Below are 17,105 nucleotides of genomic sequence, written 5' to 3'. Positions count from 1 at the left end.
GCGCGGTGATCGGTGCGATCGCGGGCGATGCGGGCAAGGGCGCGGCCATCGGCGCGGCGACGGGCACGATGGCCGGCGGCATGCGCGCACGGCAGAACAAGCGGGCGCAGGAATCCAACGCGCAGGCGCAGAGCCAGGGCGCGATGCAGACGTACTATCGCGCGTGGTCGGCGTGCATGCAGGGACGCGGTTACACGATCCAGTAACGTCATCGCGGTATCGATAGAACAAAAGGAGCGCGAACATGAAACGCGTCAGCCTCGTTGTCTTGTCATGCCTTGCGCTATCCGCAAGCGCCTTTGCAGCCGATCCCACCGCCGATCCTCAGGCCGACGTCAGCGTCGTGCGAAACCCGGACGGCGCGACGGTGCAGGGCGTCGCGAAGGTGACGGCGACGATCGTCGGCATCGATCCGGCGACGCGCACCGTCACGCTGAAAACGAACGCCGGCAAGGTAATGGAACTGGAAGTCACGAACGAAGCGCGCAACTTCGATCAGCTCGCAGTCGGCGATGTCGTCACCGCGCAGTACCGCGAGTCGTTGACGCTGAGCCTGCTCGACAAGAAGACGCAGCCGTCGCGTTCCGAGAGCGACTCGGCCGAGCGCGCGGCGCCGGGCGCGAAGCCGGGCGGCGAGGTCGGGCGCGAAGTGACGATCATCGCCGATGTGATCGCCGTCGATCGTCATGCGAAAACCGTGACGCTGCGCGGGCCGCGCGGCGAGACGGTCGATCTGCACGTTCAGGATCCCGAGCGCCTGAAGCGCGTCAAGAAGGGCGATCAGGTGAAGGCCGTTTATACGGAAGCGTTCGCCATATCCGTGGAACCCGCCATGACAAAATAAGGCGCCACCAACCGTGGCGGACGCGGGAGAGACCCATGAAAAAACGCTTTGCATTCGCGCTGACGCACGGCGCGTGCGCCGTCGCGCTCGCGCTCGCCGGTTGCGCGCAGCCGGAACAGCGCGTGCAGCCCGGCATGGATCAGCAGGCGATCGTCGCCAGGCTCGGGCCGCCGAAGGAAACCTACGACCTGCCGAACGGCGGCAAGCGTCTGATGTGGCCCACGCAGCCGATGGGATCGACGACCACGGCCGTCGATCTCGATGCGTCGGGCAATACGGTCAGTGTTCGGCAAGTGCTTCAGGAAAACGAGTTCTACCGCGCCGAGGTCAACAAGTGGACGCGCAACGACGTGATGATCGCGTTCGGACGCCCGTTCGAGACGGCCTATTTCAAGCGGATGGATCGCGAGGTGTGGACGTATCGATACCTGGAGAACAACATCGACCACATGCTGTTCCATTTCTATTTCGACGCTCAGGGCGTGCTCCGGCAGACGCAGAAGCAGCCCGATCCGAAATACGATCCGAGCCAGCGCAACGTGCTTTGAACGGCGCGCGCTAGAAGCTGACGGCGAGACCGAACGACACGCCGTGCACGTTGTGGCCGAACACGTAGCGCACCATCGCGCGCGTGCGCGTGATGACGACAGGATATTTGCTGCTGTCCAGTTCGAGCCCGACGCCGAGCGATGTCAGATCGTTGAAGCCGAGCACGCCCGCGCTGTCGCCGAAGTAATGCGAGTACGCGGTTTCGAGCACGTAGCGCACCGGCCTGTCGAGCGCGGCGAAGCCTGTGGGCGCACGCCAGCGCGCCCACAGGCTGAACTGCTGCGCGGTCGCGGAGCCTTGCACCGCTTCCGAGGAACTGCCGAAGCTGCGTAGATAAATATCGGTTGCGCGCAGTTCGACATCGACCTCGTAGTGCTCGCGATAATGCTCCAGATCGAGCATCAGCGAGCCGCCGACGCCGTACGCATTGAGCGCGCCGTCCTCGAGGAACTGCAGATTGGTGTTGGCGACGTGATTGAACACCGTCTGCGCGATGCGCGCATCGCTCGCGACGCGGCCGATCATGCCGTTGATGATCGGGCGAAATTTCAGCTCGCTCGTGATCGGGAAGTCCCAGCCGACGCCAACCGTCGTGCTGAACGTGTTCCATTTCGCAGGCACCGCGCGCTGCTGGTCGCCGTCGGTCGCGATGAAGGTCGGATCGTAGCGGCTGTACGCGAGCGTGCCTTCGAGGTAGAGCGGAAACGAATTGCTGAGGGTAAAGCCGCCGCCGAGTTGCGTCTGACCGAAGCCCGGATTGCCGGTCGTGCCGCTATTGATCGACAGTGAACTTGTCGTGACATCCGGCACCGCGGTGTACGACATGATCGCGAGCACGGAATTCGCATACTGCTTGACGTTTGCGCCGACGACCGCGCGGTCCGGCGCGCCCTGCGCCAGCGCGGCGCAGGGCGCGGCAGCGAGGACGAAGAGCATCACGAAATTTCGCAACCTGGTCGGGAAAGGGGTTGGCTTTTGCATCTGCGGGGCGCGTCAGAACGTTGATTGGTTTAGTTGGTCATGCGTTGCATTTGCTGCTCCGCCATACGCGGGAAATGTAGCCTAACGATCGCGGCGCGCCAAGGTCATTGCACACGAGTGTGTTCACAGGACGACGGAAGTTTTCCTAAACTGAAGCTATCTCGCGCACCGCTTCCAGGAGACATCGATGAGACTGAACGAGCCGCGCATGGTGGTTGCCTCGATTGGCGTGTTCATCTGGCTCGCCGGGCTGTATTTCACGATCCACGGCCTTCTGTACGACATGAAACTCGAATTCCGTTACGGCATGTGGGCGCTCGGCATCGGGATCGTGACTTTCGTCGTCGCGCTGAATCCGCTCGCGCAGCGCAAATCGGCCAAGCGAGATGGGTCGACCTGAGCCGTCCGTTGGTGTATTAGTCGAAGAAACGTCGCACAACTCAACGGAGAATCTTGCAATGGGCGATCTCTGGATAGGCAACGTGGAAGAGTCCACGACCGACGACGAAATCAGGGAATTTCTCTGCCGCTACGGCTTTCCACCCTACGATTCGATTCAGCGCGTGACGGGTACCGGCGAGCATCCGGCCGCGGTCGTCACCTTCGATTCGATCGAGCCGCACGTGCTGCGCACCTTTCAGCCGCGCATCCACAACATGTTCTGGAAGAACCGCACGCTCGTGGTGCAGGTCGTGCCCGAGCGCAACGAAACCTGACGGCGTCATGACGGGTCCGCGACCATGTGCCGCGCGCATCGTCGCGACGGCGGACTCGGTTCGTCCGCGCGGATGGCATCCAAAAATATCGGGAGACAGCAATGAACGAAGAGAGGGCTGTCGGCGAATCGAGAGGCGTGCGTGAAGGCGCGGGCGTGCATGAGCGCCTGAACAGGAAACAGTACGAAAAAGAGCTTGCGCGCCTGCATGTGGAACTCGTGAAGCTGCAGGAATGGGCCGTCTACACGGGCGCGAAAGTCTGCGTCGTGTTCGAGGGACGCGACGGCGCGGGCAAGGGCGGCACGATCAAGGCGATTACCGAGCGGGTGAGCCCGCGCATCTTCCGCGTGGTTGCGCTGCCCGCGCCCACCGAGCGCGAAAAGACGCAGATGTACGTGCAGCGCTATCTGCCGCATCTGCCCGCCGCGGGCGAGATCACGCTTTTCGACCGAAGCTGGTACAACCGCGCGGGCGTCGAACGCGTGATGGGCTTCTGTACCGAGGACCAGGCGAAAACCTTTCTGAAAGGCGTGCCGCTCGTGGAGCGCGCGATCATCGATTCGGGCGTGATTCTGCTCAAGTACTGGCTCGAGGTCGGTCAGGAAGAGCAGACGCGGCGTCTCGAGGAACGCATCCACGACGAACGCAAGATCTGGAAGCTCTCGCCGATGGACCTGCGTTCCTACAGCCGCTGGTACGACTACTCGCGCGCTCGCGACGACATGTTCGAGGCCACCGACACGGAACAGGCGCCGTGGTACGTCGTGCGTTCCGACGACAAGCGCCGCGCGCGCCTGAATCTCATCAGCCATCTGCTCGCGAATATCCCGTACAAGGCCGTGCCGCGCGAAAAGGTGAAGTTGCCGAAGCGCCAGAAGGCGGAGGGTTATCGCGAAAGCGATCGGCCGCTGCGCTACGTGCCCGAGCGTTTTTAGCGCGACTTCGGAACGCGGGATCGTCATGCCGCATCGCGCGTCCATCGCGCCCGAATGGCTGTTTCGTTACGAGAAGCCGTGGGCGCGCGCCGATATCGTCGCGGGCCTGACGGCGGGGGCGGTCGTCATACCGAAGGCGCTCGCGTACGCGACCATCGCGGGCCTGCCGGTTCAGGTCGGCCTCTACACGGCCTGCGTGCCGATGATCGTGTACGCGTTCGTCGGCACGTCGCGCGCGCTGTCCGTCAGCACGACGACCACGCTCGCGATTCTCGCGGCGAACGCGCTCGGCGCGACCGTCGCGAATGGCGATCCGCACGCGCTCGCCGTCGCCAACGCGACGCTGACGATGCTCGTCGGCATCATGCTCGTCGCGGGGGCGTGCCTGCGTCTCGGGTTCGTCGCGAACTTCATTTCCGAGCCGGTGCTCGTCGGTTTCAAGGCGGGCGTGGCGATCGTCATCGTCGTGGATCAGTTGCCGAAGCTCTTCGGCATTCACTATCCGAAGGGATCGTTCTTTCACAACGTCGGCGCGTTCGTCGCGGGCTTGCCGCATCTGTCGGCGAGCACGCTCGCGCTCGCGTTGGCGACGCTCGCCGCGCTCATCGCGCTCGAACGCTTCGCACCGCGCGCGCCCGCGCCGTTGTTCGTCGTCGCGGCGGCGATCGTCGCGGTGGCCGCGTTCGGTCTGCGCGCGCACGGCGTCGAAACGGTCGGCGCGGTGCCGGCGGGATTGCCGTCGTGGACACGGCCGGATCTGTCGCTTGCATTGAAGCTGTGGCCGGACGCGCTCGGCATCGCGTTGATGAGCTTCACCGAAAGCATCGCGGCGGCGCGGGCGTTCGCACGCAACGACGAACCCGCGCCCGATGCGAACCGCGAACTGCTCGCGACCGGCCTCGCGAACGCGGCCGGCGCGCTTTTCGGCGCGATGGTCTCAGGCGGCGGAACGAGCCAGACGGCCGTCAACCGGCAGGCGGGCGCGCGCACGCAACTCGCGGGACTCGTGACCGCGGCGCTCGCGCTCGCCGTCATGCTGCTGTTCGCGCCGCTCATGGCGCTGATGCCGCACGCGACGCTCGCGGCCGTCGTCGTGTTCTATTCGATCGGGCTTTTCAGCCCCGCCGAATTCCGCGCGATCCTGAAGATTCGCCGCACCGAATTCCTGTGGGCGCTCACGGCATGCGCGGGCGTCGTGTTGTTCGGAACGCTGGAAGGCATCGTGGTGGCGATCGTCGTGTCGCTCTTCGCGCTCGCGCATCAGGTGTCCAATCCGCCTGTGTACGCATTGAAGCGGATACCGGGAACCAACGTGTTCCGGCGCGCTTCGTCGCGGCATCCGGACGACGAAGCGTTTCCCGGCTTATTGCTGCTGCGTCCCGAAGGGCGCATATTCTTCGCGAATGCGCAACGTGTCGCCGAAAAGATCCGCCCGCTCGTGCGCGATTCCGACGCGAAGATCGTCGTGCTGGATCTGAGCCGCGTCTTCGATGTCGAATACACCGCGCTCAAGATGATGATCGAAGCCGAAGCGCGCCTCGCCGCGAACGGCACCACGCTCTGGCTCGCGGGCCTGAATCCGGGCGTGCTCGCGGCGGTGCGGCGCTCGCCGCTCGGCGCGCGGCTCGGCGAAGCGCGCATGTTCTATAACCTCGAACATGTCGTCGCGAAGTATCAGGAGATTGTTTCGCGCAATGGCGATGAAGTCGCGCGTCGTTGAGTCGCGAATTTTTGCCACCTGCTTGTCGCACATTGCGCATATATTTTGATGATGGTATCCAAGTCATCGGACCATGCGTTCATCATGGCCGCCGATGCATCTGCTTCCTGCGTTGTCCCTTGCACGTTCCCTCGCGGAGATCACGTCATGACGTATGCAGATCAACTGGCGCGCAGCCAGAAAATCGCGGAAAAGGTCACACGCGTTTATCAGAAGCGCGCGGAGCTTGCGCAGCATCAATTCAGCGAGCGCGCGCGCGAAGCAGGCGTGCGTGTCCTCGGCAACGGCGAGGCTGATCGTTTCAACGGCTTCGACTATGCGGTCGATGTCATGCAGCGCACGGTGCTCTTCTGGGACACGCTGCGTCAGCGCGGCAACAACTTCATCGAGCAGGCGAAGCGCGGTCTCGAACCGGTGCTGCATTTCGCGCATGAAATGCTGCTCGACGGACGCACGTTCGCGCGGCCGGTGAACTATGCGCTGTTGCGTATCGTGCCGCCCGAAGGCGTAGTCATCGATCCGCTGAAGCGGCCGTATCTCATCATCGATCCGCGTGCGGGGCATGGTCCGGGCATCGGCGGATTCAAGGACGATTCGCAAGTCGGCGTCGCGTTGCGCGCGGGTCATCCGGTGTACTTCGTCACGTTCTTTCGCGACCCGCAGCCCGGCCAGACGCTGCTCGACGTATGCGCGGCCGAGCAGCAGTTCGTGAAGCATGTGCGCGAGATGCATCCGGACAGCCCGAAGCCCGCTATCGTCGGCAATTGCCAGGGCGGCTGGGCCGCGATGATGCTCGCGAGCTCGCAGCCCGACGATACCGGTCCGCTCGTCATCAACGGCGCGCCGATGTCGTACTGGAGCGGCGCGTGGAGCGAAGGCGAGGGCGACAACCCGATGCGCTACTCGGGCGGCATGCTCGGCGGGACGTGGCTCGCTTCGCTGACGGCCGATCTCGGCAACGGCAAGTTCGACGGCGCGTATCTCGTCGAGAACTTCGAGAACCTGAATCCGGCGAACAGTTTCTGGGACAAGTACTACACGCTGTTCGACAAGATCGACACCGAACCGCCGCGCTTTCTCGACTTCGAGCGCTGGTGGGGCGGCTATTACCTGATGAACCGCGAAGAGATCGAATGGATCACGCGCAATCTTTTCGTCGGCAACAAGCTGTGGTCGGGCGAAGTGCGCGGCGCGTCGGGCGCATCGTTCGATCTGCGCGCGATCAAATCGCCGATCATTCTCTTCGCTTCGATGGGCGACAACATCACGCCGCCGCAACAGGCCTTCAACTGGGTCGCGGATATCTACGGCAGCACCGACGAGATCAAGGCACGCGGGCAGGTGATCGTCGGACTGATGCACAAGAGCATCGGGCATCTCGGCATCTTCGTGAGCGGCAAGGTCGCGAAGAAGGAATACACGCAGATCGCATCGGTGCTGGAAGCGATCGAATCGTTTCCGCCGGGGCTGTACGGCATGGAGATCGCCGAACGCAAGAACGCGAACGGCAAGACCGAATACGACGTGAGCTTTCACGAGCGACGTCTCGAAGACGTGACCGCGCGCTTCAACCGTTTCGAGCGTATCGACGAACTGCCGTTCGAAGCGGTGAAACAGGTATCGGATTTCAATCAGCGTGCGTACGAACTGTTCGCGCAACCCTTCGTTCAGGCAATGGCCAACGACGCGACCGCGACGATGCTGCGCGCGTTCCATCCGTTGCGCGCGCAGCGCTGGATGTTCTCCGATCTGAACCCGTGGCTTGCATGGCTCGGCCCGGCGGCGGAAGCGGTGAAGGCCACGCGCAAGCCCGACACCGAACGCGACGCGTTGCGCCGTGCGGAGCATTGCGGCTCCGACATGATCAGCGCGAGCCTCGACTTCTATCGTGCGATGCGCGACGCCACGACCGAAGCGATGTTCTTCTCCGTGTACGGCAACCTGCTGCCGGCACAGCGCGTGCAGGAACGCGAGACGCAAGAAAATCGGACCGATCCGCGCGATCTGCCGTTCGTTCAGGAAGCGCTCGCGTCGGTTGCGCACGGCGGATACGCGGAAGCCGTCGCGCGCGTCGCGTGCCTGCTCATGCGTCACGACGAGCCGTTGCCGCTCACGCGCATGGTGCTGCGTCAGGAACTCGCGGCCGACTATGCGGAGTATTTGCCGCAGATGCCGCGCGACGAATGGCGGCGCATTCGCGGCGAACAGGAAATCATCGTGCGCTACGAGCCCGAGCAGGCGCTCGCGTCGTTGCCCGGTCTGCTCGACGACAGCGACGACCGCAAGAAGCTCCTCACGCTCTTCGACAAGCTGCACGACGACAGCCGCATGCAGGGCTTCGAGCCGACGGCCGCGCAGCACGACATGCTCGCGCGCATCCGCGCGGCGCTGCCGGTCAAGGCTGCACGCGCGCCAAGACGTTCCGCGCCCGCGCACTGATGTTCGGGCGTTGCATCACACGTAACTACGGAGGGTGAAATGAATCAGCCGCGCGAAAAATATGTACGGCTCATCGAGGTTTGCCAGGCGTTGCCGCCGCTCGCGGTGGCGGTCGTGCATCCCTGCGACCGGACATCGCTCGAAAGCGCGGTGAAGGCGCACGAGATGGGTCTGATCGCGCCGCAACTCGTCGGGCCACGCGATCGCATTCGCGAGGTGGCGGAAGAATGCGGCCTCAACATCGCGGGCTTTCCGATCGTCGATGCGCCGCACAGCCACGCCGCTGCCGAAAAGGCGGTGGAACTCGTGCGCGAGGCGAAGGCCGAAGCGCTCATGAAAGGCAGCCTGCACACCGACGAAGTCATGGCCGCGGTCGTGAAGCGCGAAGGCGGACTGCGCACGTCGCGGCGCGTGTCGCATTGCTTCATCATGGATGTGCCGGGGCACGACGACGTGCTCATCATCAGCGACGCGGCCATCAACATCGCGCCGACGCTCGCCGATAAAGTCGACATCCTGCAAAACGCGATCGATCTCGGCCACGCGCTGCGTTTCGCGGAAGTGCGCGTCGCGATTCTCTCGGCGATGGAAACGGTGAACCCGAAGGTGCCGTCGACGCTGGAGGCCGCCGCGCTCTGCAAGATGGTCGATCGTCATCAGATCACGGGCGCGCTCGTCGACGGGCCGCTCGCGCTCGACAATGCCATCGACCTCGAAGCGGCGCATACGAAGAAGATCGATTCGCCCGTCGCGGGGCGCGCGAACGTGCTGATCGTGCCGGACCTCGAAGCGGGCAACATGCTCGCGAAGAGTCTGTCTTTTCTCGCGAATGCGGATGCGGCCGGCATCGTGCTCGGCGCGCGCGTGCCGATCATTCTGACGAGCCGCGCCGATTCGCTGCAATCGCGGCTCGCATCGTGCGCGATCGCATCGCTCGTGGCGTCGAAGCGCCGCGAAGAAGCGCAAGTAGTGGGGTGATTTCATGGCCGATGTGATTCTGGTTCTCAATGCGGGCTCGTCGAGCATCAAGTTCAGCGCGTTCGATGTCGAAGGCGACGCGCTCGAACTCGTCACGCACGGACAGGTTGAAGCGCTGTTCAGCGCGCCGCATTTCGTCGCTTACGACAGGCGAGGCGAGAAGTCCGCGGAGCATTCATGGGGCGAGGGCGCGAAGCTGCAACATGCCGAAGCGATCGCGCATCTGGGCGCGTATCTGCGCGGGCATGGCGCGGGGCATCGTCTGGTCGGCGTGGGGCATCGCGTGGTGCACGGCGGCGCGCGTTTCACGAAGCCCGTACTGACGAGCCCCGAAGTGCTCGACGAACTCGACAAGCTCACGCCGCTCGCGCCGCTGCATCAGCCGCATAACTTGAGGCCGATACGCATCGTCGCCGAGCGCAATCCGGGCCTGCCGCAGGTCGCGTGCTTCGACACGGCCTTTCATTCGACGCAGGCGCCGCTCGCGCAGGCGTTCGCGCTGCCCGAATCGATCACGAAGAACGGCGTGCGGCGCTACGGCTTTCATGGTCTCTCGTACGAATACATCGCGAGTGCCCTGCCGGATGTTGCACCCGATGCCGCGCGCGGGCGCACGGTCGTCGCGCATCTGGGCAACGGCGCGAGCCTGTGCGCGATGCACGCGGGCAAGAGCGTCGCCAGCACGATGGGCTTCACCGCCGTCGACGGTCTCATGATGGGCACGCGCTGCGGCAATCTCGATCCGGGCGTGGTTCTTTACATGCTCGACGAGCTCGGCATGAACGCGCGCGAGATCGAAGACATGCTGTATCGCCAGTCGGGATTGCTCGGCGTGTCGGGCGTGTCGGGCGACATGCGCGCGCTGCTCGCGAGCAGCGACGAACGCGCGCGCTTCGCGATCGATCTTTACGTGCATCGCATCGGCCGGGAGCTCGGCTCGATGAGCGCGGCGCTGCACGGGCTCGACGCGATCGTGTTCACGGCGGGCATCGGCGAGCATTCGAAGGAGATACGACAACGCGTGTGCGAAGAAGCGGCGTGGTGGGGCATCGAACTCGATACAGAAGCCAATGCGAGCGGCGGCCCGCGCATCAGCACGGCGTCGAGCAAGGTGAGCGCATGGGTGATTCCGACCAACGAAGAACTCATGATCGCGCGCCACACGCTCGCGCTGATCGATGACAAACGCGAAGGAGCATCCGCATGACATTGAATGTCCCGCAGCCCGTGCTGAAGGGCGCGAAGGCGCTCGTCACCGGCATCGCCAACGAGCATTCGATCGCCTATGGTTGCGCGAAAGCGTTCCGCGAACTGGGCGCCGATCTCGCCATCACGTATGCCGACGAGAAAGCGCGGCCTTACGTCGAGCCGCACGCGCAAGCCCTCGAAGCGCCGATCTTCATGCCGCTGAACGCGTCGAGCCAGGAGGAACTGGAAGCGGTGTTCGAGCGTATCGCGAGCGAGTGGGGCAAGCTCGATATTCTCGTGCACTCGATCGCGTGGGCGCCGAAGGACGATCTGCAGGGCGGCCTGCTGAACTGTTCCGCCGAAGGCTTCGCGAAGGCGATGGACATTTCCTGCCATTCGTTCGTCCGCATGGCGCGGCTCGCGGCGCCGCTGATGAAAGACGGCGGCGCGATGTTCACGATGAGCTATCACGGCGCGAACAAGGTCGTCGCGAACTACAACGTAATGGGCCCGGTGAAGGCCGCGCTCGAAGCGTGCGCGCGCTATCTCGCCTACGAGCTCGGTCCGCAGGGCATTCGCGTGCATGCTATTTCGCCGGGGCCGCTCAAGACGCGCGCGGCATCGGGACTCAAGGACTTCGACCTGCTCCTGACCGAAGCCGCACAGCGTGCGCCGCTCGGCGAGCTGGTCGACATCATGGACGTCGGCTTTACCTGCGCATTCCTCGCGACGCCTTTCGCCCGGCGCATGTCCGGCGAGACGCTGTACGTGGACGGCGGCGTGCATATCATGGGATAAGCATGTTCAACTGGCTGTTCCGGCGCGATAACGCGAGCTCGCGCGAGGATGTCAAGGAAGCGCTCGGCCGCATCGTCGCGGTCGCGCCTCAGGTGCGCCTCGCGAGCCGTTACGAGTCGCGGCTCGCGCCGGCCGTCGGCAAGACGCTGGATCACGCGCGGGAACTCGTCGCGGCGCTGCCCGCGCCGCGCGACGCGACACCGGCGGCATGGGCGGACGACCCGTATCTGCGCGCGAAGTTCGCGACGCCGGACGACGTCGCGCGCGTGATCGGCGAATCGCACGATGTGCGCGGCTGGTTCGACGGCAACATCGCCGCCGATCATGGGTTCGCGGTGCTGGGCGCGACGCTCGTCGAGCGGAAGGTGCTCGTCGCGGCGGTGGAGGGCGGCGCGTTGCGTTCGGACGTCGCGCGCACGGCGGTCAGCTTCGACGACAAGCGCATGCGCTTTTGCAACGGAACGGACGAAGCGCTCAGACGCGATCTCGTGCAGCGGATCGTCGAGCAGTTCGTGCTGGAAGCGATGTCGCGCGTCGCGCAAAACGACGCGCGGCGCGACGCGCTGCAGGAACATCGCGCGTTGCTGACCGCGCGCATGCAGATGCTCGGCCGGCGCGGCGCGGGCATGAGCGGCCTGATTGCATCGACGGATCTGGCCGGCGACGCCACGCGGCTGCAGCGCGATTTCGAGGAGAACGAAGCCGCGCTCTCGGCACTCGGCTCGCTCGCCGATTCCATCGAGATGCAGCTTCAGACCATCGTCGAATTGCTCGCCGAGCCGGCGGCGCTGATTTCCGTCACGCACCGCGAGCTGTGTCTGAATCAGATGAACCTGCTGATGGAAACGCGCTGCGACGAGCCGCACGCCGACATCGCGATTGAGCTTGCGCACTTGCCGACGCAGCCGCCGCAGACGCGCGCGGTGGAGATCGTGCGGATCGCGCGGCGCGATGTGCCGCCCGCGGGCGCGGCGTTCGATGAGGCGGCGAAGCTGGTGCTGTGAGGGGCGCTTCTACTTGAGCCCACTACCCCCGATCGCCCCCGCGATATCCCTGCTCACGCTCGCGAGCGCGCGGCTGTGCGCGGCCACGAGCGCATCCCAGCCGCTTCCGCTGACCGGCTCGCGCACGAGCGAACGGCCGGTCAGCGCGTTGTCGTCGCCGAAGCGGCGCACGGACCAGTGCGCGTCGATCGCGACGGCATCGCCGGGAACGGATTCGAACTGCTGGATATCGACGCGCACGCGCCACGCGTTCGCATCCGCGATGGCGCGCGATGCAGGCGCGACCTGATCCGATGCGAGCAGCAGCGCGAGATCGCCCGCGATGGCATCCGCGATGCTGCTCTTGAGCGGCTCGCCCCAGCGCGCGTATTCGTTCAACGTGACTTCGTTGTCGGTGCTGCGCGTGACGATCTGCGGCCGGTCGACGAGATCGGGCACCGTCACCGGTCCGACGATCACCGGACTCGATGCGGCGCGCGCGGTCGCCGCGGTCAGCGACGGATCGGCGCTCAAGCGATAAAAGCTCGCGCTGGGCGAGGCGCATCCGGCGAGCATCGCCATCGAAAGAACGAGAGAGACGAGTACGGGCCGCATCACTTCTTGTCCTCCGGCTTGCCGCGCAGCAACGCTTCCGGATGCTGCTGCAGATAATCCGCGAGACTGCGGAACGAGACTGCCGTGCGCGTCAGTTCGCGGATCGCTTCGGCCGTGTCCTGCTGCAGCCCGGAATCCGGCATCAGCGTGGAATGCGCGGCATCGAGCGCGGCGCGCGCCGCGGCGAGCGTCGTCGCGGCCTGCGGCACGACTTCCGTGTTGAGGCCCTGCATCAGCCGCGTAGTGCTGTCGAGCGTCTGCCGCGCGCTCGCGGTCAGCTCCTCGATCGGCAGCTTGTCGATGCGCGTCATGATGCGGTTGACCGAATCCTGCAACGAGTCGAGGCCGCTTGGCGTCGTCGGCATTTCGGGCGGCGTGCGGCTCCAGTCGATGCTCGCTTTCTTCGCAGCCGGGAAGAAGTCGATCGACACATATAACTGGCCCGTCAGCAGGCTCCCGGTGCGCAACTGCCCGCGCATGCCGCGCGCGACGAGCAGGTCCGCGAGTTCCTTGCGGTCGTTCGTGAGGCGGCCGCCCTTCGGCACGTTGGCGAAGCGCGACGTGAAACGCTCCGGATACAGATTCACCTCGACCGGTATGCTGATGCGCTTCGTCACCGGATCGAAGCGCGTATAAATCGCCGACACCTCGCCGATCTGAATGCCGCGGAATTCGACCGGCGCGCCGACCGCGAGGCCGCGCACGGAACCATCGAACGCGAAGACATATTTATCGACGATGCTTTCGCGCACGCGCAGCGCATCGGCGCGTGTCGGATGCAGCGTGAACACGGTGTCGCGCGGCGCTTCCGCCCAACTGAGCGACACGGCGGGCGTCTCGAACGCGAGTCCGCCGATGAGGATCGACACGAGCGACTGCGTGTTGACCTTGAGCCCGTCGGTGCCGAGCGTCACGTCGATGCCGCCCGCCTGCCAGAAGCGCGAATCGGCGTTCACGTAACGGTCATAGGGCGCGTTGACGAATACGTGCAGCGTGACGCCGCTGCCGTCCTTGTCGAGTTCGAACGCCGTCACCTGGCCCACTTGCAGACGGCGAAAATAAATCGGCGTGCCGACATCGACCGAGCCGAGATCGGTCGCCTTCAGGATGAACTGCCGCCCCGGCACGTCGCTCGCGAAGATCGGCGGCGTTTCGAGGCCGGTGTAATCGCGCCGGTCCTGCTTCGAGCGGCCGATGTCCATGCCGATATACGCGCCCGACAGCAGCGTACTGATGCCCGACACCGAGCCGCCCGCCACGCGCGGCCGCACGACCCAGAAGCGCGTGTCGTCGACGAGCATGTTGGTCGCGTCGCGCGTCAGCTCGGCCGTCGCGATCACGCGCGTGTAATCCTTCGACAGCGCGACCGTCTTGACGAGGCCGATGTCGACGTTCTTGAACTTGATCTTCGTCTTGCCGGCTTCGAGGCCTTCGCCGGTCTTGAAGCTGATGGTGACGGTCGGCCCTTTCTCCAGCACGGCCTGCGCCGCGAGCCAGATGCCGATCGCCACCGCGACCAGCGGCACGATCCAGACCCACGGAATGCGCCAGCGCCTCTTCGGCACGACTTCGGCATCGGGCGTGTTCATCGCGTACCTTCCCGAGTCGGCGAGAAATCCCAGATCAGGCGCGGATCGAACGACATCGCCGCGAACATCGTCAGCACGACGACCGCGCCGAACGCGATCGCCGCCGGCCCGGCCTCGATCGTCGCCATCGCGCTGAACTGCACGAGCGCGACGAGCACGGCGATCACGTAGATATCGAGCATCGACCAGCGTCCCACGAATTCGACGATACGGTAGACGCGCGCGCGAAACGCGCTCTGCTGCGTCATGCGCAGATTCGCGCTCGTGGCGAGATAACCGATGGCGAGAATCTTCAGCATCGGCACGGCGATGCTCGCGATGAACACGAGCACCGCGAGCGGCGGCGAGCCGGACGTCCACAGATACGCGACGCCGCTCATGATCGTGTCTTTCTGCGCGCCGAAGAGCGAGCTCGTGTTCATCACCGGCAGGATGTTCGCCGGGATATACAGGATCGCCGCCGAAATCAGATACGCCCAGGTTCGCGAAAGGCTCGCGGGCTTGCGCAGATGCAAATGCGCGCCGCAGCGCGGACAGCACAGATGGCCGCGGTGCTGCATGCCGCGCGTGGAAAGGCCGCAATCGTGACATACGCAGATGCCGCTTTCCGCCGCCGTGCGCCCTTTGAGCGGCGTGTCGGCGGGCATGCCGGGCGGCGCGCCTTCGACGCGCTGCCACATGGCGCGTTCATCGAACGACGATGACGCCGCGACGAGCAGCAGCATCAGCGCGGCGAGCGACCACAGCGCCGGCCCCGTCACCACCGATGCGATATGCGCGAGCTTCACGACCGCGACGAGCAAGCCGAGCATCAGCACTTCGGTCATGCCCCAGTTGCGCGCGACGCGCAGCAGGCGATACACGGTGTCGGCGCGCCACGGCCGGCGCTCCAGATAAAGCGGCAGCAGCAGCCACACCATGCCGAGCGCCTGCACGGCGGGCATCAGGATCGTCGTGAAGAAGATGAGGGCGGCGAGCGGCCACATGCCGTCGCGATAGAGCACGCGCACGGCGCCGAAGAGCGTCGTCTCGACGAGATCGCCGTTCACCGCGAGACCGACGATCGGAAACGCGTTCGAGATCAGCCACAGCACGCAGGCGGCGAGCGCGTACGCGAGCGCGCGATCGAAGCCGCGCCCGCGGCGCCGGTACAGCACGGCGCGGCAGCGGCAGCAGCGCAGCGTGCCGCCGGGCGGCACGTCGCACTCGCGCTGCATCAGATCGCATTCGTGACACGCGATCAGCGGCCGCGCGTCGCGATCCTCCGATGTGACCGTGTTCATTGCACCGTCTGCGAAGCGGGCTGGCCCGGTTTGGGCGAATCGGCGGAAGGCGTGGCCGACTGCTGTTGCGTCGTCATCTTGTCGGCTGCGACGACCCAGCCGCCGCCCATCACCTTGTAGAGCGTGACGAACGACACGAGCGCGGCGGCCTGCGTCTGCGTCGCCGACAACTGCGCGTTGAAGAGGCTGCGCTCGGCGTCGAGCACTTCGATGTAACTCGTATAACCGCCTTCGTAGCGCGCCCGCGCAAGGCGCGAGTAGGTCGCGAGCGCCGTGACCTGGCGGCCCTGCACTTCGAGCTGTTCGTGCAGTTTCTGCGAGGCGATGAGCGCGTCGTCGACTTCCTGGAACGCGACCTGGATCGCCTTCTGATACGTGAGCAGCGCCGCCTGCTGCTGCGCTTCGGCGGACTGCACCTGACCCGAGATGTTGCCCGCCGTGAAGATCGGCTGCGTGACCTGTCCCGCGAACGACCAGATGCGCGACGGCCCCGTGAACAGCGACGAGAACTGGCCGCTCGCGGTGCCGAGCAGGCCCGTCAGCGAAATCTGCGGGAAATAGAGCGCGCGCGCCGCGCCGATCAGCGCGTTCGCCGCGATCAAATCCTGTTCCGCCTGCAGCAGATCGGGCCGGCGCTCCAGCAAGTCCGAAGGCAGGCCGGCGGGGATGACGGGCGTCGCCATCTCGCCGAGCGTTCGGCCGCGCACGATCGGCCCGGGATTCGCGCCGAGCAGGATAGACAGCGCGTCTTCCTGCTGCGCGATCTGCGTTTCGAGCTGCGGAATCGTCGCGAGCGAGGCTTCGTATTCGGACTGGCTTTGCGCGAGTTCCATCTGCGAGACTTCGCCGCCTTCGAAGCGCAGCGTGAACACATGCACCGATTCGGCGCGGCTTTGCGTCGTCGCCTTCGCGATTTCGAGCTGCTTGTCGAGACTGCGCAAATTCAGATACGACGACGCCACCGACGCCACCAGCGACAGGATCGTCGCGCGCCGTCCTTCTTCGCTCGACAGCAGATTCGCACGCGCGGCTTCGGTCAGACGCCGGGTGCGGCCGAAGAGATCGAGTTCCCACGACGCGGCGATCGACGCCTGGAAGTCGTTGTAGACCGGCCCGAAGCCGTTGAGCGGTTGCGGTCCCGCCGCCGACGCGCGCTGCCGCGAGGCCGTCGCGCCCGCCGATATCTGCGGGAACAGCAAGGAACGCGTCGTGACGAACTGGCCCATGAACTGATCGACGCGCGCCGCCGCGATCTTGACGTCCTTGTTGTTCGCGAGCGCCGTCGAGATCAGCTCGTCGAGAACCGGATCCTGAAACTGACGCCACCATTCCGAGTTCGCGGCGTCGGCGACTTCGGGCGCGGCGAAGCGGTACGTCGCCGGGGTTTCGACCGGCTGACGCGAGTAGTTCGGGCCGAGCAGGCAGCCGGACAGCGACAGCGCCGCGGCGATGCCCGAAAACGAGTGAACGAGGCTGGCGCGCCGCAT

17 protein-coding genes are annotated in these 17,105 nt (G+C 65.3%); 12 read left to right on the top strand and 5 right to left on the bottom strand.

The features are described from left to right. The 3 genes from NCS00_RS23115 to NCS00_RS23105 form a co-directional block, all read left to right on the top strand. Positions 1-206 (top strand): glycine zipper family protein (locus NCS00_RS23115; protein ID WP_250441071.1); only part of this gene is annotated, 206 nt, incomplete at its 5' end. Positions 207-244: 38 nt separating this feature from the next. Then, entirely contained in the window at positions 245-844 is a 600-nt protein-coding gene (locus tag NCS00_RS23110) for a hypothetical protein (protein WP_008348505.1), read from the top strand. A 35-nt stretch (positions 845-879) separates the two neighbouring features. Then, positions 880-1,392, top strand: coding sequence for a hypothetical protein (locus NCS00_RS23105; RefSeq protein WP_008348503.1), 513 nt, complete (start codon positions 880-882; stop codon positions 1,390-1,392). Positions 1,393-1,402: 10 nt separating this feature from the next. Here the strand turns inward: NCS00_RS23105 and NCS00_RS23100 are convergent, their stop codons facing one another. After that, on the bottom strand, positions 1,403-2,329 hold the full coding sequence (locus tag NCS00_RS23100) for a hypothetical protein (RefSeq protein ID WP_008348502.1): 927 nt from the start codon (positions 2,327-2,329) through the stop codon (positions 1,403-1,405). Positions 2,330-2,561: 232 nt separating this feature from the next. On the opposite strand from NCS00_RS23100, the gene NCS00_RS23095 reads away from it, so the two are divergent. From NCS00_RS23095 to NCS00_RS23055, 9 genes are all read left to right on the top strand, one after another. Then, on the top strand, positions 2,562-2,774 hold the full coding sequence (locus NCS00_RS23095) for a DUF2964 family protein (RefSeq protein WP_033536232.1): 213 nt from the start codon (positions 2,562-2,564) through the stop codon (positions 2,772-2,774). A gap of 58 nt (positions 2,775-2,832) precedes the next feature. Then, a complete protein-coding gene (locus NCS00_RS23090) occupies positions 2,833-3,090 on the top strand; it encodes an RNA recognition motif domain-containing protein (RefSeq protein WP_008348497.1) in 258 nt (85 codons plus the stop codon). 101 nt (positions 3,091-3,191) lie between these two features. Continuing rightward, the gene (ppk2, locus tag NCS00_RS23085; protein WP_008348496.1) at positions 3,192-4,025 is read left to right on the top strand and encodes a polyphosphate kinase 2; all 834 of its coding nucleotides are present in this window, start codon (positions 3,192-3,194) and stop codon (positions 4,023-4,025) included. Positions 4,026-4,050: 25 nt separating this feature from the next. Next, a complete protein-coding gene (locus tag NCS00_RS23080) occupies positions 4,051-5,745 on the top strand; it encodes a SulP family inorganic anion transporter (RefSeq protein ID WP_250441070.1) in 1,695 nt (564 codons plus the stop codon). A gap of 147 nt (positions 5,746-5,892) precedes the next feature. Next, positions 5,893-8,184, top strand: coding sequence for a DUF3141 domain-containing protein (locus NCS00_RS23075; RefSeq protein WP_250436782.1), 2,292 nt, complete (start codon positions 5,893-5,895; stop codon positions 8,182-8,184). A gap of 39 nt (positions 8,185-8,223) precedes the next feature. Continuing rightward, positions 8,224-9,162 carry a phosphate acetyltransferase gene (locus NCS00_RS23070; protein WP_008348487.1) on the top strand — a complete coding sequence of 313 codons (939 nt, stop codon included), beginning with the start codon at positions 8,224-8,226 and terminating at the stop codon, positions 9,160-9,162. Positions 9,163-9,166: 4 nt separating this feature from the next. Continuing rightward, on the top strand, positions 9,167-10,369 hold the full coding sequence (locus tag NCS00_RS23065; protein ID WP_008348486.1) for an acetate/propionate family kinase: 1,203 nt from the start codon (positions 9,167-9,169) through the stop codon (positions 10,367-10,369). After that, positions 10,366-11,148 carry an enoyl-ACP reductase FabI gene (gene fabI / locus NCS00_RS23060; protein ID WP_175981176.1) on the top strand — a complete coding sequence of 261 codons (783 nt, stop codon included), beginning with the start codon at positions 10,366-10,368 and terminating at the stop codon, positions 11,146-11,148. Before NCS00_RS23065 ends, fabI begins: the two co-directional genes overlap by 4 nt. A gap of 2 nt (positions 11,149-11,150) precedes the next feature. After that, positions 11,151-12,152, top strand: coding sequence for a hypothetical protein (locus NCS00_RS23055; protein WP_250441069.1), 1,002 nt, complete (start codon positions 11,151-11,153; stop codon positions 12,150-12,152). Between the two features lie 9 nt (positions 12,153-12,161). On the opposite strand, the gene NCS00_RS23050 is transcribed toward NCS00_RS23055, so the two are convergent. From NCS00_RS23050 to NCS00_RS23035, 4 genes are read right to left on the bottom strand one after another with little or no spacing between them, the layout of a single operon-like run. Then, on the bottom strand, positions 12,162-12,746 hold the full coding sequence (locus NCS00_RS23050) for a PqiC family protein (RefSeq protein ID WP_250441081.1): 585 nt from the start codon (positions 12,744-12,746) through the stop codon (positions 12,162-12,164). Beyond that, a complete protein-coding gene (locus tag NCS00_RS23045; protein WP_175981172.1) occupies positions 12,746-14,335 on the bottom strand; it encodes a PqiB family protein in 1,590 nt (529 codons plus the stop codon). The genes NCS00_RS23050 and NCS00_RS23045 overlap by 1 nt, the downstream gene beginning before the upstream one ends. Continuing rightward, entirely contained in the window at positions 14,332-15,618 is a 1,287-nt protein-coding gene (locus tag NCS00_RS23040; RefSeq protein WP_008348479.1) for a paraquat-inducible protein A, read from the bottom strand. Before NCS00_RS23040 ends, NCS00_RS23045 begins: the two co-directional genes overlap by 4 nt. Continuing rightward, positions 15,615-17,105 (bottom strand): efflux transporter outer membrane subunit, encoded by a 1,491-nt coding sequence (locus NCS00_RS23035; protein ID WP_008348477.1) that lies wholly within the window; start codon positions 17,103-17,105, stop codon positions 15,615-15,617. Before NCS00_RS23035 ends, NCS00_RS23040 begins: the two co-directional genes overlap by 4 nt.

Source organism: Caballeronia sp. AZ1_KS37 (genome assembly GCF_023631165.1).
GTDB lineage: Bacteria > Pseudomonadota > Gammaproteobacteria > Burkholderiales > Burkholderiaceae > Caballeronia > Caballeronia zhejiangensis.
Note: the sequence above shows the minus strand (reverse complement) of the source record. Positions and strands in the feature narration are given on the sequence as shown.